Source organism: Hyphomicrobium sp. (genome assembly GCF_035572195.1).
GTDB lineage: Bacteria > Pseudomonadota > Alphaproteobacteria > Rhizobiales > Hyphomicrobiaceae > Hyphomicrobium_B.
Map to the genome: position 1 here is coordinate 1 of NZ_DATNBA010000132.1, position 23,471 is coordinate 23,471.

22 protein-coding genes and 1 pseudogene are annotated in these 23,471 nt (G+C 61.1%); 9 read left to right on the forward strand and 14 right to left on the reverse strand.

Annotated features, from left to right (window positions below):
* The first annotated feature begins 27 nt into the window (after positions 1 to 27).
* Complete coding sequence (locus VN623_RS11005) at positions 28 to 1,749, forward strand: bifunctional diguanylate cyclase/phosphodiesterase (protein WP_325571049.1); 1,722 nt, start codon at positions 28 to 30, stop codon at positions 1,747 to 1,749.
* A 63-nt stretch (positions 1,750 to 1,812) separates the two neighbouring features.
* On the opposite strand, the gene VN623_RS11010 is transcribed toward VN623_RS11005, so the two are convergent.
* Both VN623_RS11010 and phaR read right to left on the reverse strand, forming a co-directional pair.
* The gene (locus VN623_RS11010) at positions 1,813 to 2,607 is read right to left on the reverse strand and encodes a glycosyltransferase family 25 protein (RefSeq protein ID WP_325571008.1); all 795 of its coding nucleotides are present in this window, start codon (positions 2,605 to 2,607) and stop codon (positions 1,813 to 1,815) included.
* A 195-nt stretch (positions 2,608 to 2,802) separates the two neighbouring features.
* The gene (gene phaR / locus VN623_RS11015) at positions 2,803 to 3,450 is read right to left on the reverse strand and encodes a polyhydroxyalkanoate synthesis repressor PhaR (RefSeq protein ID WP_325571010.1); all 648 of its coding nucleotides are present in this window, start codon (positions 3,448 to 3,450) and stop codon (positions 2,803 to 2,805) included.
* 250 nt (positions 3,451 to 3,700) lie between these two features.
* On the opposite strand from phaR, the gene VN623_RS11020 reads away from it, so the two are divergent.
* The 3 genes from VN623_RS11020 (at position 3,701) to VN623_RS11030 (ending at position 6,640) form a co-directional block, all read left to right on the forward strand.
* Positions 3,701 to 4,891, forward strand: a complete 1,191-nt coding sequence (locus VN623_RS11020) for an acetyl-CoA C-acetyltransferase (RefSeq protein ID WP_325571012.1) — start codon at positions 3,701 to 3,703, stop codon at positions 4,889 to 4,891.
* 95 nt (positions 4,892 to 4,986) lie between these two features.
* Entirely contained in the window at positions 4,987 to 5,712 is a 726-nt protein-coding gene (gene phbB, locus VN623_RS11025; RefSeq protein ID WP_325571014.1) for an acetoacetyl-CoA reductase, read from the forward strand.
* A 4-nt stretch (positions 5,713 to 5,716) separates the two neighbouring features.
* Positions 5,717 to 6,640 (forward strand): DMT family transporter, encoded by a 924-nt coding sequence (locus VN623_RS11030; protein WP_325571016.1) that lies wholly within the window; start codon positions 5,717 to 5,719, stop codon positions 6,638 to 6,640.
* A 53-nt stretch (positions 6,641 to 6,693) separates the two neighbouring features.
* Here VN623_RS11030 and VN623_RS11035 read toward each other — a convergent pair whose 3' ends face one another.
* The 3 genes from VN623_RS11035 to gloB form a co-directional block, all read right to left on the reverse strand.
* Complete coding sequence (locus VN623_RS11035) at positions 6,694 to 8,646, reverse strand: NYN domain-containing protein (RefSeq protein ID WP_325571018.1); 1,953 nt, start codon at positions 8,644 to 8,646, stop codon at positions 6,694 to 6,696.
* Positions 8,647 to 8,854: 208 nt separating this feature from the next.
* Entirely contained in the window at positions 8,855 to 9,334 is a 480-nt protein-coding gene (locus tag VN623_RS11040; RefSeq protein ID WP_325571020.1) for a cupin domain-containing protein, read from the reverse strand.
* Complete coding sequence (gene gloB / locus VN623_RS11045) at positions 9,331 to 10,101, reverse strand: hydroxyacylglutathione hydrolase (RefSeq protein WP_325571022.1); 771 nt, start codon at positions 10,099 to 10,101, stop codon at positions 9,331 to 9,333. The genes VN623_RS11040 and gloB overlap by 4 nt, the downstream gene beginning before the upstream one ends.
* Positions 10,102 to 10,253: 152 nt before the next feature.
* On the opposite strand from gloB, the gene VN623_RS11050 reads away from it, so the two are divergent.
* A complete protein-coding gene (locus VN623_RS11050; protein ID WP_325571024.1) occupies positions 10,254 to 10,994 on the forward strand; it encodes a class I SAM-dependent methyltransferase in 741 nt (246 codons plus the stop codon).
* Here the strand turns inward: VN623_RS11050 and metW are convergent.
* Together metW and metX are read right to left on the reverse strand one after the other, a co-directional pair.
* The gene (gene metW / locus VN623_RS11055; protein WP_325571026.1) at positions 10,991 to 11,656 is read right to left on the reverse strand and encodes a methionine biosynthesis protein MetW; all 666 of its coding nucleotides are present in this window, start codon (positions 11,654 to 11,656) and stop codon (positions 10,991 to 10,993) included. The two genes, VN623_RS11050 and metW, sit on opposite strands and share 4 nt — an antisense overlap.
* Complete coding sequence (gene metX / locus VN623_RS11060) at positions 11,653 to 12,858, reverse strand: homoserine O-acetyltransferase MetX (protein WP_325571027.1); 1,206 nt, start codon at positions 12,856 to 12,858, stop codon at positions 11,653 to 11,655. The genes metW and metX overlap by 4 nt, the downstream gene beginning before the upstream one ends.
* Positions 12,859 to 13,006: 148 nt before the next feature.
* Between metX and hisC the strand changes: the two genes are divergently transcribed.
* On the forward strand, positions 13,007 to 14,110 hold the full coding sequence (gene hisC, locus VN623_RS11065; protein ID WP_325571029.1) for a histidinol-phosphate transaminase: 1,104 nt from the start codon (positions 13,007 to 13,009) through the stop codon (positions 14,108 to 14,110).
* Complete coding sequence (locus tag VN623_RS11070) at positions 14,110 to 15,069, forward strand: prephenate/arogenate dehydrogenase family protein (protein ID WP_325571031.1); 960 nt, start codon at positions 14,110 to 14,112, stop codon at positions 15,067 to 15,069. The genes hisC and VN623_RS11070 overlap by 1 nt, the downstream gene beginning before the upstream one ends.
* Before the next feature lie 15 nt (positions 15,070 to 15,084).
* On the opposite strand, the gene VN623_RS11075 is transcribed toward VN623_RS11070, so the two are convergent.
* The 6 genes from VN623_RS11075 to ftsE form a co-directional block, all read right to left on the reverse strand.
* The gene (locus VN623_RS11075) at positions 15,085 to 15,510 is read right to left on the reverse strand and encodes a hypothetical protein (RefSeq protein ID WP_325571033.1); all 426 of its coding nucleotides are present in this window, start codon (positions 15,508 to 15,510) and stop codon (positions 15,085 to 15,087) included.
* Between the two features lie 320 nt (positions 15,511 to 15,830).
* Positions 15,831 to 18,266: an adenosylcobalamin-dependent ribonucleoside-diphosphate reductase gene (locus tag VN623_RS11080; protein ID WP_325571035.1), complete on the reverse strand. Its 2,436-nt coding sequence runs from the start codon at positions 18,264 to 18,266 to the stop codon at positions 15,831 to 15,833.
* Between the two features lie 102 nt (positions 18,267 to 18,368).
* Positions 18,369 to 19,163, reverse strand: a complete 795-nt coding sequence (locus VN623_RS11085; protein ID WP_325571037.1) for a lysophospholipid acyltransferase family protein — start codon at positions 19,161 to 19,163, stop codon at positions 18,369 to 18,371.
* On the reverse strand, positions 19,156 to 19,800 hold the full coding sequence (locus tag VN623_RS11090; RefSeq protein WP_325571039.1) for a YdcF family protein: 645 nt from the start codon (positions 19,798 to 19,800) through the stop codon (positions 19,156 to 19,158). Before VN623_RS11090 ends, VN623_RS11085 begins: the two co-directional genes overlap by 8 nt.
* Positions 19,801 to 19,968: 168 nt before the next feature.
* Entirely contained in the window at positions 19,969 to 21,072 is a 1,104-nt protein-coding gene (locus VN623_RS11095) for an ABC transporter permease (protein WP_325571041.1), read from the reverse strand.
* On the reverse strand, positions 21,056 to 21,712 hold the full coding sequence (gene ftsE / locus VN623_RS11100) for a cell division ATP-binding protein FtsE (RefSeq protein ID WP_325571043.1): 657 nt from the start codon (positions 21,710 to 21,712) through the stop codon (positions 21,056 to 21,058). The genes VN623_RS11095 and ftsE overlap by 17 nt, the downstream gene beginning before the upstream one ends.
* Before the next feature lie 173 nt (positions 21,713 to 21,885).
* Here ftsE and hpt point away from each other — a divergent pair, with 173 nt between their 5' ends.
* Together hpt and VN623_RS11110 are read left to right on the forward strand one after the other, a co-directional pair.
* Complete coding sequence (gene hpt / locus VN623_RS11105) at positions 21,886 to 22,428, forward strand: hypoxanthine phosphoribosyltransferase (protein WP_325571045.1); 543 nt, start codon at positions 21,886 to 21,888, stop codon at positions 22,426 to 22,428.
* Between the two features lie 39 nt (positions 22,429 to 22,467).
* Positions 22,468 to 22,830 (forward strand): response regulator, encoded by a 363-nt coding sequence (locus VN623_RS11110; RefSeq protein ID WP_325571047.1) that lies wholly within the window; start codon positions 22,468 to 22,470, stop codon positions 22,828 to 22,830.
* 135 nt (positions 22,831 to 22,965) lie between these two features.
* Here VN623_RS11110 and VN623_RS11115 read toward each other — a convergent pair.
* Positions 22,966 to 23,471, reverse strand: a pseudogene (locus VN623_RS11115) (GTP 3',8-cyclase MoaA); the annotation flags it as partial.

Consider the following 23,471-nt stretch of genomic DNA (forward strand, 5'->3'; position numbering starts at 1 on the left):
GACGGCGTTACGAGGGACATCGATCCTCTGACGGAAACCGAGGGCCTTGACCTCATCGGCATCCTCTCGTCGATCGACGAGACGGCTTACGTCTGGGACATCAAGACCGGCCGCATCGACTGGGAACGCAATGCCTGCGCCGTTCTCAGCATTAGCGACCCCGAGCAGATCGCAACGGGCGCCGGCTATCACGCGCTGATCGCGGCCGAACATCTCAATCGCCGGCTCGAAGCGTTCTCGCGCAGTGTCGGCGGCGACCGCAAGCGCGGCGTTCCCTATCGCGTTCAATACCGTCTGCTCATTGGCGGCCGCCGCAGCGGCAAGGCCATCCGCGTCGAAGATCAGGGCCGCTGGTGGCCAGGTTCCGATGGCCACCCGGAACGCGCCCGCGGTGTCGTTCGAATCCTCCATGATCAGTATCTCGAAGAGCAACGGCTCCTCGTGCGCAACGATCTCGACGAGCTGACGGGCCAGCTCAATCGCATCCGTCTGACAGAGGCGTTGAGTACCGTTCTCTCGCGCACCGAACGCGATCGCCAGTCGTGCGCTTTTCTGATGGTAGCGGTGAATAACCTCGCGGTCATCAATGAGACGTTCGGATTCGAGGTCGGCGACGAGACGATCGCGGAAGTCGCCCGGCGCATCCGCGAAAAGCAGCGCGGCGGCGATATCATCGGCCGCTATTCGTCGAACAAGTTCGGCATCGTCTTGATGGATTGTGGTGCCGGCGCGTCGCGCATCGCCGCCGAGCGCTTCATGAAGGCCGTCCGGGAGACGACGATCAAGACGTCGGCCTGCCAGCTATCGGCGACCATTTCGCTCGGCGGCGTAATTGTTCCTGATCAAGCCCACGCCGTTCAGGATGCGTTGAATTTTGCCCTGCGTGCCTTGGATCTCGCCAAGTCGAAGCGGTCCGATTGCTTTGTTCTCTACGAGGCGACCGCGGCGAGCGATAACACACGAGCCCGCAGTAAAAAGATTGCCGACAACGTCATCAGTGCGATCGAGGAGCGCCGCATGCGGCTGGCGCTGCAGCCTATGATCGGCGCGAAGACGGGCAAGCCCGAGCTTTACGAATGCCTGCTGCGCATGGAGAGGCCCGACGGCAGCCTCGTATCGGCCGGCGAGTTCGTTCCGGTGGCCGAGCAGTTGGGACTTTCGCGACTCATCGACCGGCGCACGCTCGAACTTACGGTCGACCTGCTGGTGCGGCACCCGGATATCGTGCTTTCGCTCAATGTGTCGGGCTTGACGTGTTCCGATAACGAGTGGCTCGCCACGCTGAGACGGCTAACGGGCGGGCGCAAAGAACTGCTGAATCGCATCGTCGTCGAAATTACCGAGACGGTCGCGATCGAAGACATCGATCAGTCCATCAACTTTGTCGACACGCTGAAGGAACTCGGCTGCCGGGTCGCCATTGACGATTTCGGAGCCGGCTACACGTCGTTTAAGAATTTGAAGCTGCTGAACGTCGACATTGTCAAGATCGACGGTGCTTTCGTCAAGAATCTCGCCGACGATACGAGCGATCAGATTTTCATCAAGACGATGATCGAACTCGCCCAGACCTTCGGAATGGAGACCGTCGCCGAGTGGGTCGGCAATGAGCGCACGGTGAAGCATCTGACCGACGCCGGCATTACGTATATGCAGGGATTCTATTACGGCATGCCGTTCGATGCCGCCGATTTCGGCACGGCGGCGAGCGCGGTTATTATCCCTGCCGATCGTCCTGAGGATGCATGATTGCCGTCGTACGCGAGCGTGGGGGCAATTCAGCAAATTTTTAGCCGGGCGATCCACACGACGTCATCGCTCAATTCCGCTTCGATCGATAATAGCCACGCGACTTGGCCAACCTAAGTACTTGCGCGTCGAATTCACGTAATTCCAGGCGATGCCTTGGATGTAAGCCGATACGCCGATCTTCCGAGCAGTCCACATGGCGCCATAGAATAACGAGAACGGACCGGCCAGCCACGGCTTACTTGCGCGACGCGCTCCTACCCTGACAGTGGTAGAAAACGTGCCTCTTTGAGTAACCGGCGCCGGGTAAACGCCAACGATGTCTAATCCTTGTCGCCAAGCGTACCTTGTCTGTATGTCAAGCGGAAGTATGCGCTGGCGTGTTGAGAGCACCTTTCGTGCGCCCCTGTTCGATAGAACGTAGGCTACTGCGCTTGCAGGCCATTGAGTATAGCGAACGAGCCGGCGACCAGATTCCAAATAGTCGATGGAAATCACCGATTTTTTGAAGAGCGAACAGAGATGAATCACGTCCCATCCTGTTGGCGCGACTTTTACCGCATTCTCTACAATCGCCATAAAGTCCGACGGTAGAACCGCATCGTCTTCCATGACGATTGCCGCATCGAGGTCCCGTGACACGATCTGCTTTGCTGCAATAAGGTGGCTAGCAAAGCATCCGACCTCTCCTGGGAACAGGCTGTGCGGTCCCGCGAATTCGTCGGAAAGCCATGACGGCACGTCCAACCCGTTCACGGCGGCCACCCGTTCGAACTCAAAGTCCAAGCGCTCAGCTTGGCCACGCATGAATGCGAGCCGATCGGGCGAGCGGTCAAGATTGATGATAAATATCTGCACAGTGACGGCTCCGCTTCAGCGGGCGGCCAACTATAACTTGAATAAAACTATGGGAGCCCGCCGCTTCTTACTTAATCCGCACACTGAAAACTAGTGGTCTGGTTCGCGGCTGCGAAGGCAGAGGCATCTGGCGCAGATATCAAGCGGAAAAGCAAAAAATGAAAATGAGAGTGACGCTGCCGATGAATCGACGGGCTAGGGCCGGGACTGAGAAAGCTTCTCGATCTTTTGCTGCATCGCTGACAGCTGCGATTTGAGCTCGCTCAGTTCATCGCGTTCTGTGGCTGCTGTACCTGCAGCCCCCGTCGTTGCTGCGGGCTGGCCTTCTGTTCCCTTCGCCGTTCGCGGTCCACTGGCTGCCGCGCCGAACGATGCCCACATCGACATCGCTTGCTCGAACATCGCCATGTTCTGCCGCGCCTGCTGCTGATAAAAGTCAAAGGCTGCGGCGGGATTGGCGAACGCCGAAGCGAACTGCTCGCGAAAACGAACTTGCTCCTTCGCCAGATGCTCGAGGCTGAATTGCAAATAGCTTGGCACCATGCGTGCAATGCTGTCATCGTAGAAACGGATGAGCTGACGAAGAAACGGAATTGGCAGCAACGCCTGTCCGCCCTCGCGGCTTTCCTGCTCGACAATGATCTGCGTCAAAACGGCGTGGGTGAGATCATCGCCGTTCTTCGCATCATAAACAACGAAGTCACGATCGCCGCGCACCATCTTCGCCAAATCGTCAAGCGTGACGTAGGTACTCGTCTCAGTATTATAGAGACGGCGGTTGGCGTATTTCTTGACGACCACCGTCTCGCGTTTCGGGGCCTGAGTCTCGGCGTTGTTCAACATCGCTTTCGCGTTCTCGCTAAACGGCTGCTCTGGAATTTTATGCTGCACTGCGGCAGCGTATCACACCGGCAGGGTAGCCCGCTAGACGTTTCTAACGGTCATTTGACACCGAATAGCCAACAGGTCGCAATTGCTGAATATCGCCGCGCACTGCAAAGTAGTTATCTTCACGATTGATGCGAAAATAGCGCCGCAGCGGCGTACCCGATAAACCAGCAATTAGGATAGTGCCCAGGGAGGGGCGCCGCAAATGAGCCAAGATGCTTCGACGATTGTCATCGCAAGTGCTGCCCGTACGCCCGTCGGCTCATTCAACGGCTCTTTGTCGTCGTTACCCGCTTCAAAGCTTGGAGAAATTGCCATCAAGGCGGCGCTTGAGCGCGCCCACGTCCAGCCAGGCGACGTCTCGGAGGTCATCCTCGGCCAGGTTCTGACGGCCGCCCAGGGGCAAGGTCCGGCGCGGCAGGCTTCGATTGGAGCCGGAATTCCCGTCGACACGCCGGCATGGGGCGTCAATCAGATTTGCGGCTCAGGCTTGCGTGCGGTCGCGCTCGGCATGCAGCAGATCCAGACCGGCTCGGCCTCGATCGTCGTTGCCGGCGGACAGGAAAGCATGAGCCAGTCCGTGCATGCCGCTCATATGCGCAACGGCACGAAGATGGGCGACATCAAGTTCATCGATACGATGGTCTCGGATGGTCTCTGGGACGCATTCAACGACTATCACATGGGCGCGACGGCCGAGAACGTGGCGCGCCAGTGGCAGATCACACGCGAGGAACAGGACAAGTTCGCTGTCGGTTCGCAGAACAAGGCAGAGGCCGCGAAGAAGGCTGGCAAGTTCAAGGACGAGATCGCGCCCGTCACGATTAAGGGCAAGAAGGGCGACACCGTCGTCGATCAGGACGAGTACATCAAGGAAGGCGTGACGGTTGAAGGCGTCTCCAAGCTTCGCCCGGCGTTCGATCCGAAGGAAGGCACCGTCACGGCCGCCAACGCTTCGGGCATCAACGACGGTGCCGCAGTGGTCGTGCTGATGACGGCCGCCGAAGCTGCTAAGCGCGGCATCGAACCGCTTGCCCGCATCGTTTCGTGGGCAACCACCGGTGTCGATCCGTCGATCATGGGTACCGGACCGATTTCGGCTTCCAAGAAGGCGCTCGAGAAAGCCGGCTGGACGATCAAGGATCTCGATCTGATCGAGGCCAACGAAGCTTTCGCCTCCCAGGCGCTCGCTGTGAATAAGGGCCTCGGCTGGGACACCGACAAGGTCAACGTCAACGGCGGCGCCATCGCCATCGGTCATCCGATCGGCGCTTCGGGAGCTCGCATCCTCAATACGCTTCTGCACGAAATGAAGCGTCGCGGTGCCAAGAAAGGCCTCGCCACGCTGTGCATCGGCGGCGGCATGGGCGTCGCCATGTGCGTCGCCCGCGACTAAGCTGAACAACACTTAACGCAGCCGTTTGCAGACGGACGGCTGCGCGCCTCACCTCACTTCGCAAGCCTACACAAAAAATTCAGGGAGAAAGTATTATGGCACGGGTTGCCCTCGTCACTGGAGGCACGCGCGGCATTGGCCACGCAATTTCGATTGCACTCAAGAACAGCGGCTATCGCGTCGCGGCCAGCTACGCCGGCAACGATGCGGCCGCTCAAGCCTTCCAGGTCGAGACGGGCATTCCGGTCTACAAGTTCGACGTTTCGAATTACGAAGCGACGGAAAAGGCGGTTCAGCAAATCGCCAAGGACCTCGGTCCCATCGACGTCCTCGTCAATAACGCCGGCATCACGCGCGACGGCATGTTCCACAAAATGACGAAGCAGCAGTGGGACGAAGTCATCGGTACGAACCTCAACGGACTTTTCAACGTCACGCGCCAAGTTTGGGAAGGCATGCGGGCGCGCAAGTTCGGCCGCGTGATCAACATCTCGTCGATCAATGGTCAGAAGGGCCAGATGGGCCAGGTCAATTACTCCGCGTCGAAGGCGGGCGATCTCGGCTTCACGAAAGCGCTGGCGCAAGAAGGTGCGCGTGCTGGTATCACCGTCAACGCCATCTGCCCGGGTTACATCGCAACCGAGATGGTTAAGGCCGTGCCGAAAGAAGTGCTTGAGAAAAACATTCTTCCGCAGATTCCGGTCGGTAGGCTCGGCGAACCCAGCGAAATCGCACGTTGCGTCGTCTTCCTCGCTTCCGACGACGCCGGCTTCGTCACCGGTTCGACGTTGACCGCCAACGGCGGCCAATACTTCGCATGATGAGTTGAAACCCGGCGCCGGAAATCGTGCGCCGGGACGCGCGACCGGCCTCGGGCTGGTCGCGATCGCGCTATGGTCGTTGCTTGCGGCAATCGCGACTTCGTTGAGAGCAATCCCGCCGCTCCAGCTCGTCGCGATGTCGTTCGCGCTTGCATCGGTCGCAGGTTTTGCATGGGTGGCGGCGACGGGCGAAAGCCTGTCGGCGCTCAGGCGTGTGCCGCTCGGCTATTGGCTTCTCGGCATCTACGGCCTCTTTGGATACCACGCGGCGTATTTCTTTGCGCTTCAGAACGCCCCGCCCGTAGAAGCCAATTTGATCAACTATTTCTGGCCACTCCTCATCCTTCTATTTTCCGTTCTGCTTCCGCCTTCCCGCGGCGGGCATCCGTTGCGTTGGTGGCACGTTGCCGGCGCGCTACTCGGCTTTGCCGGAGTCGCCGTTATCATTTCGGGCGGCGCGCCGGCAACGGCGCTCGGTTCGGGTCCGTTCAAGGGCTATCTCGGGGCGGTCGCCGCCGCGCTGATTTGGTCGAGCTACTCGGTCGGCTCCCGCATCTACGCAGACGTGCCGACCGTCGCCGTCATGGGAACGTCGATGGCGACGGCGCTTCTCGCGGCGCTTGTCAGCCTCAGCTTTGAGACTTGGGTCTGGCCCGCCGGCTCGGCGCAGTGGCTCGCACTCGTCCTGCAGGGATGTGGCCCCGTCGGCGTCGCGTTCTATTTCTGGGATAGGGCGATGAAGCGCGGCCATCTGCGGTTTGTTGGAATAGCGTCCTACGCTACGCCATTGCTGTCGACACTTGTCCTCGTTGCCAGTGGCCTTGCGCAAGCATCGCCGCGACTATGGCTGGCGGCGCTGCTTGTGACGTTGGGCGCGACGCTCGGAGGTGCGGAACTCTGGCGGAAGCAATCGGCGCAGCGGGCATAGCCCGACCGAACGGACCCTCGATCCGAATGCGCCAACCGACTCCGAGATGCTAGCTAGCCGCGGAACCTCGACCGCACGATACGCGGAAACTCTTCTTCGGCGTCGTTCTGGTTCTGGCGATAAGAGCTGGCGCTACGCTGCTCGGCTTCGCGTTGTTCGACAATATGCTGCCGCCCTTCTTCGAGGCTCCACCACTGCTCGCCCGTCGGCGCTGCGGTCACCGCAGTCTTGGCGGGCGATGGCGCGGCAGGCAAAGCCGGGCCGCCGCGTCCATGTTGCGCCGGGCGCGACGCCTGTTGCGGCGCTGAGAACCAGGCTTCGATCAAGTCCAGTTCATCGACCGAAAGGCTGAGGCCCTGGCTGCGGCACCGCGCGACCACGAAATTTCGGAAGCGGCTCGCGAACAGACCGGCCGACGTTCCTTGCTCGAACCACGGATCCGGTTCGCTGATGACGTCATAGATGAATCGCAGATCGTCGCGCTTGATGTCGAGCCCGGATTCACGCGCGCGCTGGGTGATGTTGGTGAGCGTCTGCGCACCCTGCAGTCCGTTCGCCGTGATCTCCTGAGCCATGGCGTCGAACAGCACGCGGTACTCGGCAGGAGCCAGGGCGGGAGCCTGACAAGCTTCGTGAATGCGCGCGATCGATTGCTGGATCTGCGTCGCCTGATCGGCGTTGCGCGGCTGAACCGACATCGGCGGCGGTGGCGGCGCCTGCTGCGTCTGCTGTCTCGGCGCTTCGCGACGCGGATCAATTTGATAGCCGGGCTGGTTCGTCGGAGGGGCGATCGGACCGCGGCGCAGTAGCGTCGACGACTCGGTCGATTGCGGAGGCTGCGCCGATGCGGAGGCCGCAACACGCGGCGCGGTGATTGGAGGCGCCGGCACGGCGACGGCGTTCGGCGTCTCGCCGTAACGTTGCTGTTGAGATGACTGATAAGCGGTCTCGAACGGCTGCTGGGGTGCCGTCTGCGACACCGGAATTTGCATACGCTGCAAAGACGTTCGCGGTTCGGGCTGCGTTTGCGCAGTGAGCGGTTCCATCACCCCCTCGCGCCGCCGCGGGTCAGCCGCAGGCGGTGCCAGCTGCGGTGCAATCAAGCCGGATGCCGAAATATGCCGGTTGCCATCGAAAACCGTATAAGGCGCCGTGTCGCTGAGATGGATATCGTCCGGAAGATCGGCGAGCAGCAACTCGCGGAACGATCCGTAGCCTCCCCAGTTCGTGCCAACCGTTTTTTCGCGGCCGACGATGCGCACCGCGCGATCCGCGAGCGTTTCGAGTGGCACGGCCTGCGGCGCATTGCGCACGAAATCGATGACCTCTGACACGACGGCTTTGCGCGCCGCCTCGACATCAATCGCAGGCGTCGGGGTCTGCGTACTGATTTCGCGCGTCGTCGCCCCGGAGAGGACTTTGTTGCTTGTCAACAAAGCGATCAGACTTGACTCGCGTATTTCGCCATCGCTCAGCGCGGTGTAGGGCTGCGCCGTATGATCGTTCGCGAACACGACAGTGCGCCGGGCATGGGCCCGCAGACGATGCAGCACCGGCGTGAAATCGGCATCGCCCGACAAAATGATGAACTCGTCGAAGAAGGTGTCATGGGTGAGAATGTCGCGGACGTCCATCACGATGCGAATGTCGGCCGAGTTCTTGAGTTGCGCCGTCAGCGGCGGGCAGTCGATGACTTCAAAGCCTGAGCGCAGGAAATGATGCCGGATGAACGGGAAAGAGTTCATATCGGTGGAATTGTCGTGCGCATTCCGCCGCGGCACGGGATTGCCATAGCAGCGGTTCATTGCGATGCGCCGCTCGGTCGTCGCTACGTAAGGGGACGTCGGTGTAATGAGTTCGCCCGAGACAATGCCCTGCAACCATACATTACTGTCCTTCGCGAAGCGCTTTGCGGCGTCCTCGTTCTTGCGTTTCAGTGATAGGTAGATGTTGTCGTAATCGACGAACACCGTGGATAGGACGGGTCCTGAGGACTCGCGTTTCATAGACGGCAACCCCCGTGAATCGCACACTTGATTCGCAGCCACTGTTGACGAGTCGGATGCCGCCAGCAAGAAGCGCAGGCGCGGCTATGAACCAAAGCGACAATTATCCCGTGGATTGAATGCCATTGCGCCACGTCCGAAAAATTTAGGTCTGGGGACGAGCGGTGGATAGTCTTCGAAAGACGTTGCGCTGTTGCTTCCGCGCCGCTCAATCCATCCGCGAAGGCGGACCTGGAGAGAAGTCCCGCGCAGCGAGCGTGAAGCCGTCGAACGTGAAGGCGGGCGCGACGGTGCAGCCGACGAGCGTCCATTCGCCAAGGCTTCGGGCTCGTTGCCAATGGCTTTTCGGTACGACGCTTTGCGGTCGTTCGCCGTCGTCGATGTGGGTGCCCAAGCGAACAGTCGATAGAGGTCCATCCGGCGGCGACACCTCCAGCAACAGCGCATCGCCAGCATAGAAGTGCCAAGCTTCTGCGGCGTCGACCTTGTGCCAATGCGATTGCTCGCCGGCCTTGAGCAAGAAATAGATGGCGGTAGAGGCCGCACGCCGGCCGGGTTCGGCGGCGTCGCGGAACGTCTCCCGGAAATGACCGCCCTCGGGATGTGGCGCGAGACCGAGAATAGCGATCACGTCTTCCGCGGAGAGACGTTGCTTCTCGTGCGGGCCACCATTGCTCACGAATGTCACGCCTTGTTCTTCAAGTGCCGCAGACGCTCGAAAATTTGCCAGTCGAGCGCGCCCTCAAGCCCGAGCCGTGCCCGAATGGCGTGCGACTGCGGTCTGAGAAACGGATTGGTTGCCTTCTCGACATCGATCGTCGTCGGCAGCGTCGGTTTTCCGCTCGCGCGCAACGCTTCGACTTCGGCAACACGGGCTTGCAGCGCCTCGTTTTCGGGCTCGATCGACATCGCGAAGCGTGCGTTGTTGAGCGTGTACTCATGCCCGCAAAAGATGCTCGTATCGCCGGGCAGCGCCGCGATTTTCGAAAGCGAGTTCCACATCATCTGCGGATCCCCCTCGAAGACACGCCCGCAACCGAGCGAAAACAGCGTGTCGCCGGTAAATGCCATGGCATCGTCGGGAAAGTGGTATGTAACATGCCCAAGGGTGTGCCCTGGAGTTTCGATCACGTTGATCGGATGCCCGGCCAAACTTATCTTCGTCGATGCCGTCACGCCGCGCGTCAGCCCCGGTATGCGGTCGGCCTCCGCTTCGGGGCCGGTCACGGCGGCCCCGTAGGAAGCCTTAAGGTCGGCAACTCCAGCGGTGTGATCGGTGTGATGGTGCGTGATGATAATGTGGTTGAGCCGCCAGCCACGCTCGTTCAGCGCGGCCTTGATGTTGGGCGCGCTGGACGCATCGATCACCGCAGTTTCGCCGCTGTCCGGCTCATGCAGCAGGACGCAGTAGTTGTCGGTCAGGCACGGAACAAGAACGGTGTTGAGAACTCCCATGCCCGGAGTCTGATCAAGCTCTGATCGCCTGTCAAACGTAACCTAACGACGCAGCGAATTGTTGTTGCCGGTGTCTGCTGTCTCTGGCGGCCCGGATCGTTTAGAGAGATGCGGGGAAAGCCCTAGCGCCGCCGAGGTTTGCAAGTGCCGCCATGTCGCTCGATGCGAAAAGCCTTAGAGATTTCTATCGTACGCCGTTGGGGCGGCTGGTGCGGCGGCAGCTTGCGCCGGTCATCCGCAAACGATGGAAGAGCCTCGAGGGCCTGACGGTCGCCGGTTCGGGGTTTGCGGCGCCGTTTCTCGGATCGTTCCGCACCGAGGCTGCTCGTCTTGCTTGCCTGATGCCGGCGCGGCAAGGGGCTCTGGTCTGGCCGCATGCCGGGCATTGCCACTCTGTCCTCGTCGGGGAAACCCAGTGGCCGCTGCCGGACAATTCCGTCGACCGGCTGCTCGCCATCCACTGCCTAGAGCAAGCCGAGCGCGTTGGGCCGCTGCTGCGCGAGATGTGGCGTGTCCTGAAGCCCGACGGGCGCATGCTGATCGTGGTTCCCAACCGCCGTGGGCTCTGGTCGCGCATCGACATGACGCCCTTCGGCCACGGGCTGCCGTTCAGCCGCGGCCAACTCGAGGCGCAATTGACGGATGCGATGTTCACCCCCGTCGAGTGGAGCGAGGCGCTCCACTTCCCGCCATCCAACAGGAGGCTGCTGCTGCGCATGGTTCCGGCGATCGAACGTTTCGGCGCCAGTATGCCGATCGGCGTTGCGGGCGTCATCGTGGTTGAGGCGCGCAAAGAGGTGATGGCGGCCGTCGGCGGCGGTCTGAAAGTCGGACAGCCCGCGATATTTAAGCCAGCCGACGCGAGCAAGCCTGCTGGCGCTCGCCGCCGCTAGCGCCCCGGCGCCGGGCGGGCCGAGCTGCGCAAAAGAAAGACGGCTTTTTCGCCGAACAGGTTCTGCATCGACAGCGACCACTTGATCGGCAGCCGCGTACCGTAGGCATTGAATGCGACGGCCTGCTCGACCTCGGCGTGGGCGCGTTCGCAAAGGTCGGCGAAATCGCGGATCGTGCACAGGTGCGCGTTCGGCGTCAGATACCAGAGATCCGGCAGGTTGTCGGTTACCGGCATACGTCCGCCGAAGAGCAGACCGGTGCGAACCTGCCAGTGACCGAAATTCGGAAACGAGACGATGACGCGCCGGCCGATCCGCAAAAGATTTTCCAGCACGGTTTTCGGCTGCCGTGTCGCCTGAATGGTGAGCGAAAGGATGGCGTAGTCGAAGGCTTGGTCGGGGTAATTGTCGAGGTCGTGGTCGGCATCGCCCTGAACGACGGCGAGCCCGTGCGCCACGCAGGCATTGACCTTGTCGCGCTCAAGCTCGACGCCGCGCCCGTCGACGCCTTTGCGCTCGGCCAAGAGCTGCAGCAGTTCTCCATCGCCGCAACCGACGTCGAGAACGCGGGCGCCTGCTTCCACCATCTCGGCGATCAGCACGTGATCGACGCGCGGCGTTTTCCCACCGCCGATCAATTGAAGTTCGTCGCTCGCGCTCATCCCGCGGTCCCGTCGCGGGCGGCAAGCCCGCGCTTCACCGCGGCGGCGTTGAGGAAGCCCCGCACTGTCGCAAAGAACATCGGTTCTTCGAGCAGAAACGCATCGTGACCCTTGTCGGTCTCGATCTCGACGAACGACACGTTGGCTGCGACGGCATTCAGCGCCTGCACGATCCTGCGGCTTTCCCGCGTCGGATAAAGCCAGTCGGACGTGAACGACACGACGCAGAAGCGCGTCGACGTGCCCCGAAACGCATTTGCGAGCACGCCGTCACTGCTTTCACGCAAATCAAAATAATCCAAGGCGCGCGTGATGTAGAGATAGCTGTTGGCGTCGAACCGATCGACGAACGTCGAACCCTGATGCCGCAAATAGCTCTCGACCTGAAAATCGGCGCTGAACGAGAACGTCAGGGACGAGCGATCTTGCAGAGTGCGGCCGAACTTTCGGTGCAAGGCCTCTTCGGAGAGGTATGTGATGTGAGCGGCCATACGCGCCACGGCGAGGCCGTTGCGCGGGACTTTTCCGGCCGCATAGTAGTTGCCGCCTGCCCATTCGGGATCAGCCATCACCGCCTGCCGCCCGACCTCGTCAAAGGCAATGTTTTGCGACGAATGCCAGGCTGCCGTCGCGATAGGCACGGCAGCGAACACGCGATCTTTGAAGCGTGACGCCCATTCGAGCACCTGCATGCCGCCCATTGATCCGCCGATGACGGCGAAGAGCTGGTCGATCCCGAGATGATCCATCAAGCGCGCTTGGCCTTCGACCATGTCGCCGATGGTGATGACCGGGAAGTCGAGGCCGTAAGGTTCGCCCGTTTTGGGATTGATTGACGCAGGGCCCGTCGAGCCCATGCAGCCGCCGAGCACGTTAGAGCAAATGACGTAAAAGCGGTCCGTATCGATTGGCTTGCCGGGGCCAATGATGTTTTCCCACCAACCGGGCTTGCCGGTAATCGGGTGTTGGCTCGCGGCGTACTGGTCGGCGGTCAACGCATGGCAAATGAGGATGGCATTCGACTTTGCCGCGTTGAGTTCGCCGTAAGTCTCGTAGGCAATCGAGAACGGTGCCAGGTCCTGCTGACAAGCCAGCCGCAAAGGCGCGCCGGCGTCGAAATGCACGACCGGGCTCGAAGGCTTGTACACCTCGGAATGTCGCCGCGAGGTCGAGGCTTTGAGATCAGGCGTTACGACGGTCATCGGCTCAGTCGGCGTCCGGCGGTTAAGAGCTTGGCGGCTTGCTAGGCCCGCCGTCGATAAAGTCAACTTTAATCTTTGATTTCAACTGGTGAAGCCCCTATCAATGCGGCCGCACACGATAAATTCGATCAACAGTTCGAGACACGACATGGCGTTACCAGGGCCAATCGCGCGTCCAGGCATTCTTGATATCGAGGCCTACGTACCAGGCGAAAGCAAGGTGCCGGGAGGCATGAAGCCTGCAAAGCTGTCGTCCAATGAGACGCCGCTGGGGCCGAGCCCGCGGGCAATTGAAGCATTTCAGGCGGCGGCTTCTGAACTCGAACGTTACCCCGACGGACAGGCGACGCTGCTGCGTAACGCCATCGCGCGGCGATATGGGCTGGACCCTCATCGGATCGTTTGCGGCTCGGGCTCGGATGAATTGCTTGGGCTTCTGGCGCGCGGCTATCTCGGGCCTGGAGACGAGGCGATTTACACCGAGCACGGTTTCCTTGTCTACCGGATCGCTATTCTGACGAATGGCGCGACACCGATCGTTGCGCCGGAACGCGGCCTCAAGACCGACGTCGATGCGATCCTTGCCCGCGTGACGGAGCGAACGCGCGTAGTGTTCGTCGCCAATCCGAACAATCCGACCGGCACATACATTCCGATCGACGACGTCCGCCGTCTGCGCGCCGGTTTGAGAGACGATATACTGCTCGTGCTCGACGCGGCCTATGCCGAATACGTCAGCAACAACGACTATGAAGCCGGTATCGAACTCGTCGCGACGACGTCCAACACGGTGATGACGCGAACATTCTCGAAGATTTACGGTCTCGCGGCGCTGCGGGTCGGCTGGGCCTATTGCCCTGAGGCTGTCGCCGGCGTGCTTAATCGCATCCGCGGCCCCTTCAATCTGTCGTCGCCCGCGATTGCTAGTGCCGCCGCGGCGATCGAGGACACCGCCCACTTGGAGCGCGCCAAGCACCACAATGACGAATGGTTGCCGTGGGTCGTGAGCGAATTGCAGAAACTCGGCCTGACCGTCACGCCCAGCGTCGCGAATTTCGTTCTGTTCCATTTCAAGGACAACGGCAGCAAGACCGCAAACGACGCCGACATCTATCTCAAATCGCAAGGCATCATCCTGCGCAAGGTCGGCGCTTACGGCTTCCCGAATGCGCTGCGCATGACGATCGGTTCGGAGAACGACAACAGGCGGACAATCGCGGCACTCGCCGAATATCTCAAAGGCGCGGCCTGATGAGTGAGCATGCAGGGACGTCGGGCGAACGCATGTTCAAGCGGCTGGCGCTAATCGGCGTCGGCCTCATCGGGTCGTCAATCAGCCATGCGGCGCGCCGCGCTGGACTCGTTGGTGAGATCGTCGGCTCCTCGTCTACCGCCGAGACGCGAGATAAGGCCGAGGCGCTCGGGCTTGTTTCCAAAGCCTATGCCGATCCCGCCGACGCCGTCCGCGGCGCCGACATAGTAATTTTGTGCACGCCGGTCGGTGCATACGGAGAAATCGCCAAGGCGATCGGGCCGCATCTCGAAAAAGATGCGATCGTGTCGGACGTCGGCTCGGTCAAGGCCGCCGCCGTGCGCGATATCGCTCCGCATATTCCGGGTGGCGTGCATTTCATTGCCGGACATCCGGTCGCCGGCACCGAACAGTCAGGTCCCGAAGCGGGCTTCGCGGAACTCTTCGACGGACGATGGTGCATCCTGACGCCAGAGGCGGATGCCGACCGCATGGCGCTGGCCAAGCTCGAGACGTTCTGGCAGCGGCTCGGGTCGCAGGTCGAGATCATGACGCCCGAGCATCATGACCTGGTGCTTGCGATCACCAGCCACATCCCGCATCTGATCGCCTACAACATCGTCAATACGGCCGCTCACCTCGGACGCGTAACGGACAGCGAAGTGATCAAGTTTTCGGCCGGCGGCTTTCGCGATTTCACGCGTATTGCCGCGTCCGACCCGGTGATGTGGCGCGACGTATTTTTGAACAACAAAGAGGCCGTGCTCGAGATGCTTGGCCGCTTTTCCGAAGACCTCGTGTCGTTGCAACGCGCGATCCGCTTTTCGGACGCGGCAACGCTGGAGAGACTGTTCGCGGAAGCGCGCGCCATCAGGCGCGGCATCATCCAGGCGGGGCAGGATACGGCAATGCCCGACTTCGGCCGCAGACCGGAAGGCACGAAGCCGTCCGAATCCTAAGCCTAGTTTTAGGGATTAAGCCGACTGTGGTCCGCTTGTGAATTGCGCGGTAATAAGATCGGCTTCGACGGCCTGCGCTTCCTGCGACGAGGCAGCAAGCAGATGCACGTGAACTTCGTCAGCACCGAGAGCCGAAGCGTGATGGCGGATTTCGGCAAGGTTGAGCATCGCGCACTGATTGAAGAGCCGGCCGATCGCTAGCACGGCTCGCGTCGCACTATCGGCGCGGCGCACCAGTATGTAGTTGGCATCTTCGATCGGCGGGCAATCGAACAGGCTATAGACGGTGTGAACGTAACGCTTGCCCGACGCACCACTCCAAAAGTGGAAGCGCGGCGGCGTTTCTGATGCGCTGACCGGCGCGATCGCGATTGGCGGAACGGCTTGCCCGCCGCCGCGTCGCATACGAACGTCGGCAAGCCGGATGATTTCGGCACTCATAACGCACACCCCTGATCGGCGAACTTCGCCGTACACTGCTTTTGAGACCGTCATATCCCGCTAGCGTGTGAGGAATCGTGAACTTTGGATCGAAAATTTGACAGGCTCGTTCCGGCCGTGCCGCCGTGGTCAAAAAACGGTTGAGAACATCGCGAAAAAAGAACACTCCGCCTGAGCAGAGGCGCGAGTTTCGATTTCAAATCTCAACGCGCGGTAATGATTTGCTCGATCACTTCCCACTCAATGGCCAAGCTTGACCGGCCATCCAGCGCCAAGTGATGAATGTGTGGGCGGTCGTGACGTGACGGGCGTCTGAAGTCTCAGCCGCAGCGCGAATAGGTGCAGCTGGCGCACGTCCAGCAGCCTTCTATGCGGCGAAGAGCCCGCTCGCCGCACCGCGGGCAAATCCGCGCTCCGGAAATCGACGCGGAGCGTGGCAAAGGTTCGCCGTTTGTGGTCTCTGCAACTTGATGATCGTCTCGTCCAAGCCCGGCGCGCTGCGCGATCGTAACGGGCTCTCGTTCAACGCCATCCGGATCGGTCTGACCGGAGCCTTCTGGCGTCAGGAAACCGGTTCGAAGCATATGCTGCTCGATGACGTCGCCGATCGCCGCCAGCAGGCTCGGAACGTAACGCCCCTGCATCCAGCGGCCACCTTCCGGATCGAAGACCGCCTTTAACTCCTCGGCAACGAACGCCACGTCACCGCCGCGGCGGAAAACGGCGCTGATCATGCGCGTCAGCGCCACCGTCCAGGCGTAGTGCTCGAGATTCTTCGTATTAATGAAGATCTCGAAAGGCCGCCGCCTCCCGTCGCGGACGATGTCGTTGATCGTGACATAGAGCGCATGCGCGCTCGCCGGCCACTTGATCTTGTACGTAATGCCTTCGAGTGCAGCGTCCCGTTCGAGCGGCTTCGTCATGTAGACGATGCCGCCGGACCTCGCGGCTTCGTCCGGCACGGACTTAATCGCGGGCACCTTTGGCGAGGTCTGGGCTACGCTTGTGTCGGACTGCCCTGCATCTTCGGCGGCCGGCGCCTCTCGCGACAGCACGGCTCCCGTGACCGGGTTCGGCCGGTACGTCGTGCAGCCTTTGAGACCAAGGTCATAAGCCTCGATGTAGATGTCGCGAAAACTCTCGAAGCTGATGTCTTCCGGGCAGTTGATCGTCTTCGAAATGGCGCTGTCGATGAACGGCTGCAGCGCCGCCTGCATCGCGACATGCTGAGACGGTGTCAGGGCCTCGGTTGTTACGAAAGCCTCCGGCAACGGGGCGTCGGTCCCGAACGTCTCGCGGAATTTCCGATGGGCGAAATCCTCGACGGTTTGCTCTTCCGCCGCCTGATCGTCGCCGAGAACGCGCCGCCGGTAGACGAAATCGAACACCGGCTCGATGCCGCTCGAGACATTTGCGGCGAGCAGCGAAATTGTGCCCGTCGGCGCAATCGACGTCAGGCAGCCGTTGCGGATGCCGTTCGCCGCAATCGCATCGCGGACGTCGGCGTCGAGCCGCGCGATATTGGGCCGAGCCAAGAAGGCGTTGGCATCGTAAAGCGGAAATGCGCCCTTCTCGGCGGCAAGGGCGGCGCTGGCACGGTAGGCGGCATTCTGGATGATCGCCATCCAGCTCGCAGCCCATTCACGCGCGGCGGCGCTGCCATAAGGAGACCCGAGAAAAATCAGCGCGTCGGCAAGGCCCGTGACGCCGAGACCAATGCGTCGCTTGGCGTGGGCTTCGCGCGCCTGCGCGTCTAATGGGTAACGCGAAACGTCGATGACGTTGTCGAGAAACCGGATGGCCGTCGCAACGCGTGCTTCGAGTTTGGCCGTGTCGATCCGCGCTTCGGGCGTGAAAGGAGCCTCCACGAGATGAGCGAGGTTGATCGATCCCAAGAGGCAGGCACCGTAGGGCGGCAGCGGCTGTTCTCCGCACGGGTTCGTAGCTGAGATCGTCTCGCAATAGGAGAGGTTATTGGCGGCATTGACGCGATCGATGAAGATGACGCCCGGCTCGGCGTAATCGTAGGTGGCGCGCATGATGCGGTCCCACAGTGCGCGGGCATCGACCGTCTTATAGACCTTGCCGTCAAACACGAGATCCCACGATGCATTCCGGCGCACGGCGTCCATGAAGGCATCGGTCACCAGCACCGAGAGATTGAAATTCCTGAGCCGCAGCGGATCCGCCTTCGCCGCGATGAAAGCCTCGATATCCGGATGATCGCATCTGAGCGTCGCCATCATCGCGCCGCGTCGCTGCCCGGCCGACATGATCGTCCAGCACATTGCGTCCCAGACATCCATGAAGCTCACCGGGCCCGAAGCATCGGCGCCGATGCTTTTGACGGGGGCGCCTCGAGGCCGAAGCGTCGAGAAATCATGACCGATGCCGCCGCCGGCCTGCATCGTCAGTGCCGCTTCCTTGACGCTGTCGAAGATGCTCGTCAGGTCATCGGCGATTTCGCCCAAGACAAAGCAGTTGAACAGCGTGACGTTACGGTCAGTGCCGGCCCCGGCCAGAATCCTGCCCGCAGGCTGAAAGCCGAAATCGGCCATCGCGTCGTAAAACGCCGTCGCCCACTTCTGCTGTTGGCGTTTGCCGCCTTTTTCAACCGAACCTGCAGCCCGGGCGACGCGGCGGAACGTGTCCTCGATCGTTTGATCGGCGGGAGCGCTGGCCGAGCCCGAAAAACGGTATTTCCGCCGCCAGATGGCATCGGAAATTGCAGGCAGCGAGGGCGATTTGGCGTTCATCCGAGGCAACGGTCCCGTAGGAAAATTGTCGAATAAATATAAGTCGCCAGCGCCCTCTCGTCAATAAAATGTTCGTGCTATGTTCTAATTTCGTTTTCCGGCTCAAGCGTGCTTGCTAGCGGCGACCGCCAGCGGTGGCGGTTCGGCTGATGCGGCGGCCTCGGCGATCAGGCGCGTGCTTGCGTCTTCGATTGCGGCCTCGATGCGAGCCCGGAACTCAGCGCGAGGCAGCCCAGGCGGCAGTGGCTGAAGAAACTCGACGACGATCGTTCCAGGATATCGCCACGGGCTCCGTCGCGGCCAAAAGAGGCCGGAGTTGAGCGCCAGCGGCACCGTCACGACGCCAAGCGCCTCGTAGAGCGCCACATAGCCGGATTTGTAGTCCGGCGGCGCGCCTGGCACCGTTCGCGTCCCTTCCGGAAAGATCACGACCTCGCGCCCGATGCTGATGCGCTGCTTAGCGTCGCGGATCATCGTCTTCAAAGCAGCTGAGGCCTTTTCCCGCTTGACCAGGATGTGCTCGAACTTGACGCAGAACCAGCCGTAAAACGGAATCCACTTGAGTTCGTCCTTGAGCACGATCGCCGGATCGCGAAAGAGCGGCACGAGGCCGAACGAATCCCACGCCGATTGATGCTTCGCGACGACGAGGCAACCGGCTTTCGGAAGGTTTTCACCGCCGCGCACCTCGAGCTTCGTTCCACAGATGATGCGAAGCAGAGCGACACAGGTACGCCCGTGCAGTTCGAGGCCTTTCATCGCCCACGGGCGCGGCCCGAACAGCAGCCACGATCCAAGAACGAGATAAAGCGCGGTGACGATGTAGAAGGTCGCGAAGTAGATAAGCGACCGAACAATGACCATGGCCCCCGGACCCGGCTTCGACGGATCAGCCATCGACACGCTTCGGAGCTGCGACGGCGACCGATGGCCCATCTCGCCAATTCATGACCCGCTGTGCCGTAAGGCGGCCGATGGCGGGCAGGTACTTCAAATATTCGGAAAGCAGAACCCTCGTCGTCGCCGTATGCAGCCACCAGGCTTCCTCGGGAAAACGCCTCGGCGTCACGGCAAAGGGCAGCAGCGTGACGCGCGGCATTGCCAGCGCCAGTTCCGCCAGGCTGCGCGGCATGTGGTAGCGCGAAGTTACGACGATCAGTTTCGAGTAGCCGTTGCTGTTGGCCCACGTTCGCGTTTCATCGGCATTGCCGACGGTATCGAGAGCGTCGTACCCGAGATCGACGCAGCAGTTGAACATCTGCCTATCGAGGCCGAGGAGGCGTTGCATTTCCTCGCGAGTGACCTTCCTGTTCACTCCGGAGATCAACATGCGTTTGGCGCGGCCTTCGCTCAGAAGTTTGGCGCCGGCCTCAAGGCGATTGTCGCCGCCGGTCAGCACCACAATGCCGTCGGCCTTGTCCCAGCCGCCCACCTCATCGCGCGTTACGTTTGCGGCGAAAATTACGAAGCCGAACACCAGCGCCCCGGCGCCGAGGGCTAGCAATACGACGATCACGCGCGAAATTTTTTTCATGACCGTTCGCGTCTCATGGGACGCATTAGATAGGACTCGAGGCTTCACTAACGTTTAGCCGATTCCAGGTGCCTGGCCACTTTTCCCGACGGCGCTCAGATATCTGCATATTTCGCTCCGAGGTTGCGGCAGCCGGGCAAGCTCGCCCCGAACTCTCGTTCATCACGTTCAATGGCGGCCGTGCAGGATACGATAAACCCCGACCCGCGACGTGACCATGCAAAGCCCTGCTATGATGACCACCACGAGGCCGAGAATGATATAGCCCAGTGCGTCGAGCGCGCCTGTGCCGATCAGCCGTTGCATCTCGACGGCGCTCACGGCTCCCCCGCCCAGAAGCTCCATAATGGCCGGCATGCTCATGAAGACGAGCATGGCAGAGGTAGCGCCGACGATGCCCGCCTTGATGCCGAGCCGTAAGAAATGCTTCTCGAACTCGCGCGAGATGAACTTGTCGGTTGCGCCGACGAAATGCAGAACTTCGACGATCTCGCGGTTCGATGCCATCGCACTGCGCGTCGCCGAGACGATGATGGCGGTCGTGGCGGCGGCGACGAGCGCCAGGATTGCGATACCGCCCAAGGCGAAGGACCGCGTCACGGCGCGAATCTGATGTTGCCAGCGGCGATGGTCGTCGAGCGAGGCACCTTTGAAATCACGTCCAAGCGACGTTCCGATTTCGGCGAGGTCCGGCGGTTCGTTGCGGTTGACTTCGACGGCGATCAATCGCGGAACGGGAAGCGATTTGAGGGCATCGGCCGAGCCGAGCCAGGGTTCGAGCAGATCGGCGGAATCATCAAGGCTAAGCGGTTTCACGCTGACGATGCCGCGCTGCTTTTCGAGGTAGCCGACGACATCCGCAATCGACTTTTCGATGTCAGCATTTTCCTGCGGTGTGATCTGAACGGTGACCTCGCTGGCGATGTCCTTCGTCCAGGCGTCGGATGATTCCTTGATCATCCAAACGGCGCCGGCCGTCAGGCAGGCGAGAAAGCACATGATTGCGATGACGAGCGTCAGGGATCGTCCGGTGACCGATGCCGGTGGCACGACCGGAGCCGTCACCTTCATCTTGCGTCCGCGATCGCTGCCGCGTGCCGGTGCATGAAAATCACGCGGCGGCTCACTCGTGGGGCCGGCGTCTACGTAAGTCGGCACATGCGTCGCTGGTCCTGTCGGCCTTCCGGTGACAGGTTCGTCAAAACGGTCATAAGCCGATGCCGGCATCGCGGGCTCGTGCGGCCCTGGGAAGCGGCTAGATGATGCGGACATGGCCCCTATGCACCTCGATGCGCGGCGCCTTGAACTGCCGCATCAGCTGATGGTCGTGTGTCGCGATCACGACCGAGGTTCCGAGCCTGTTCAATTCGACGAACAGGCGCAAAAGGCGACGCGCCATCTGCGGGTCGACGTTGCCGGTCGGCTCGTCCGCGAGCAGCACCTCTGGCTTGCCGATGACGGCGCGCGCGATGGCTGCCCGCTGCTTCTCCCCACCCGACAGCACCGAAGGATTAACATACATTCGATCGCCAAGACCAACCCATTGCAGAAGGTCGGTAACGTCCTCCCGGTAATCACCCGGCTTTTTGCCGATGACCTGTAGTGGCAGAGCGACATTTTCCCAAACGGTGAGGTGGTCCAAGAGGCGAAAATCCTGGAACACGATGCCGATACGCCGGCGCATCTGGGCGCGCTTCTGCGGGCTGACCTTCGTGATGTCGTCGTTGAACATCTGAATGTGCCCGTGGGTCGGGTGCAGCGACATGAACATCAGACGCAGGAGCGACGTCTTTCCCGCACCGGATTCTCCGTGCAGAAAATGAAATGACCCCGGGCGGAGATGAAACGTCACATCCGATAGCACCTCGGGGCCCCTGTCATACTTCAGGCCGACATTCGTCAAGCGAATCACGGGGGTTTACCTTGGCATAAACAGTTCGGGACTCGTTTTGCGGCCCAAGCGCGTATAGACACGTCAAGCCGGGTCGATCAATCGATTACGATTGTGGCGGGGTCGTGTACACAAGAACCTGGAAGGGTTTAACCGTGGGTAATGGCTCTGCCGCGGGTTCACAGGGATATTGCATGGCCGATCTGAGTACCGGACAACGCATCGAGACAATCTTTTCCGCGGGCGAAATTCACGACCGCCTACAATCGCTTGCAGCCGAGATTGCTGCAGGGCAACCAAAAAATCTGCTCGTCATCCCTGTCCTAAAGGGCAGCTTCGTGTTCGCCGCCGATCTGTTGCGGGCGCTCTACGCCGCAGGTCTTGCGCCCGAAGTCGATTTTCTGACGCTGTCGAGCTACAGAAAAAGCCGTTCGGCATCGGGCCAGGTTTCGATATTGCGCGATCTCGACCTCGACGTGCAGCATCGACACGTCATTCTGATCGACGATGTTCTCGACTCCGGCCGCACTCTGGCGTTCGCCAAGGATCTGATTGCTGCGCGCGGCGCGGCGCGCATTGAAACGTGCGTTCTGCTCGACAAGGAAGCACCGCGCGCCGTCTCGATCGAACCAGACTATTGCGCGTTCGCATGTCCGAATGTCTTCGTCGTCGGCTACGGCATGGACGTCGCGCATCGTTACAGGGAGTTGCCCTTCGTCGGGCGTCTCGTCGATTAGAACAGGATTACGGATCGAGGATCGAGGGAGTGCGGTAACATGGCGACGATCCTGCTCGCAGACGATGATGCCGCCGTGCGCGATCTCGTGCGGCGGGCTCTGAGTGCGGACGGCCACACGGTGCATGTGACACAGGACGGCCTCGAGGCGCTCGATTGCCTCGGCACGAATCTGGCATCGATCGACGTGCTGGTGACCGATGTCGACATGCCGCAACTCGATGGTATTTCTCTCGCCGAAAAGGCTCTTCACATGAAGCCGGCGATTGCCGTGGTTCTGATGTCGGGATTTTCTGATCAGCTCGAACGCGCCGGCCGCCTCAGGGTGCGCAAGCTGCTGTCCGTTTCAAAACCGTTCACGCTCGAGCAAATCAAGCAGGTTGTGAGAACGGTGCTGGCATAGCCGCGACGAGAATAACCTGTACCCCACTCCATCGCCGGGCTTGACCCGGCCATCCAGAGTCACACGGAAAATCCCGATATCCGGCTTGGAGGACGGCCATGACGGATGGGGCGATTTCTATAGAGCTGGAAAACGCTAACCGCCGGTGACGCTCATGTGGCGGGTAACAGCCGGCTTCTTTGTGTGCCGGTCGATGATGAAGTCGTGGCCCTTGGGCTTTCTCGCAATGGCTTCGACGATCGCAGCGTCGAGAGCCGCATCATCCGGCGAGGCGCGCAGCGGGGCGCGTAAATCCGCGGCATCTTCCTGGCCGAGACACATATAAAGCGTGCCGGTGCACGTCACGCGCACGCGATTGCAGCTTTCGCAGAAGTTGTGCGTCAGCGGTGTGATGAAGCCGAGGCGGCCGCCGGTTTCCTTGATTCTGACGTAGCGCGCCGGGCCGCCGGTGCGGTGCGGGCTCTCTTCGAGCGTAAACCGGTCGAGCAGCCGGCCACGGACCAACGATAGCGGCAGATACTGGCTGGTGCGGTCACCTTCGATGTCGCCGAGCGGCATCGTCTCGATCAGCGTCATGTCGGCGCCGCGGCCGTGCGCGAACCGGATCAGCTGTTCGATCTCGTCCTCGTTGACGCCCTTCA

What these genes read in the sequence shown, in the direction of transcription:
- phaR (WP_325571010.1), bottom strand. Translation starts at nt 3,450, where the DNA reads ATGTTGAACAACGCCGAGACTCAGGCCCCGAAACGCGAGACGGTGGTC.
- VN623_RS11020 (WP_325571012.1), top strand. Translation starts at nt 3,701, where the DNA reads ATGAGCCAAGATGCTTCGACGATTGTCATCGCAAGTGCTGCCCGTACG.
- phbB (WP_325571014.1), top strand. Translation starts at nt 4,987, where the DNA reads ATGGCACGGGTTGCCCTCGTCACTGGAGGCACGCGCGGCATTGGCCAC.
- VN623_RS11035 (WP_325571018.1), bottom strand. Translation starts at nt 8,646, where the DNA reads ATGAAACGCGAGTCCTCAGGACCCGTCCTATCCACGGTGTTCGTCGAT.
- gloB (WP_325571022.1), bottom strand. Translation starts at nt 10,101, where the DNA reads ATGGGAGTTCTCAACACCGTTCTTGTTCCGTGCCTGACCGACAACTAC.
- VN623_RS11050 (WP_325571024.1), top strand. Translation starts at nt 10,254, where the DNA reads ATGTCGCTCGATGCGAAAAGCCTTAGAGATTTCTATCGTACGCCGTTG.
- metW (WP_325571026.1), bottom strand. Translation starts at nt 11,656, where the DNA reads ATGAGCGCGAGCGACGAACTTCAATTGATCGGCGGTGGGAAAACGCCG.
- metX (WP_325571027.1), bottom strand. Translation starts at nt 12,858, where the DNA reads ATGACCGTCGTAACGCCTGATCTCAAAGCCTCGACCTCGCGGCGACAT.
- hisC (WP_325571029.1), top strand. Translation starts at nt 13,007, where the DNA reads ATGGCGTTACCAGGGCCAATCGCGCGTCCAGGCATTCTTGATATCGAG.
- VN623_RS11070 (WP_325571031.1), top strand. Translation starts at nt 14,110, where the DNA reads ATGAGTGAGCATGCAGGGACGTCGGGCGAACGCATGTTCAAGCGGCTG.
- VN623_RS11075 (WP_325571033.1), bottom strand. Translation starts at nt 15,510, where the DNA reads ATGAGTGCCGAAATCATCCGGCTTGCCGACGTTCGTATGCGACGCGGC.
- VN623_RS11080 (WP_325571035.1), bottom strand. Translation starts at nt 18,266, where the DNA reads ATGAACGCCAAATCGCCCTCGCTGCCTGCAATTTCCGATGCCATCTGG.
- VN623_RS11085 (WP_325571037.1), bottom strand. Translation starts at nt 19,163, where the DNA reads ATGGCTGATCCGTCGAAGCCGGGTCCGGGGGCCATGGTCATTGTTCGG.
- VN623_RS11090 (WP_325571039.1), bottom strand. Translation starts at nt 19,800, where the DNA reads ATGAAAAAAATTTCGCGCGTGATCGTCGTATTGCTAGCCCTCGGCGCC.
- VN623_RS11095 (WP_325571041.1), bottom strand. Translation starts at nt 21,072, where the DNA reads ATGTCCGCATCATCTAGCCGCTTCCCAGGGCCGCACGAGCCCGCGATG.
- hpt (WP_325571045.1), top strand. Translation starts at nt 21,886, where the DNA reads ATGGCCGATCTGAGTACCGGACAACGCATCGAGACAATCTTTTCCGCG.
- VN623_RS11110 (WP_325571047.1), top strand. Translation starts at nt 22,468, where the DNA reads ATGGCGACGATCCTGCTCGCAGACGATGATGCCGCCGTGCGCGATCTC.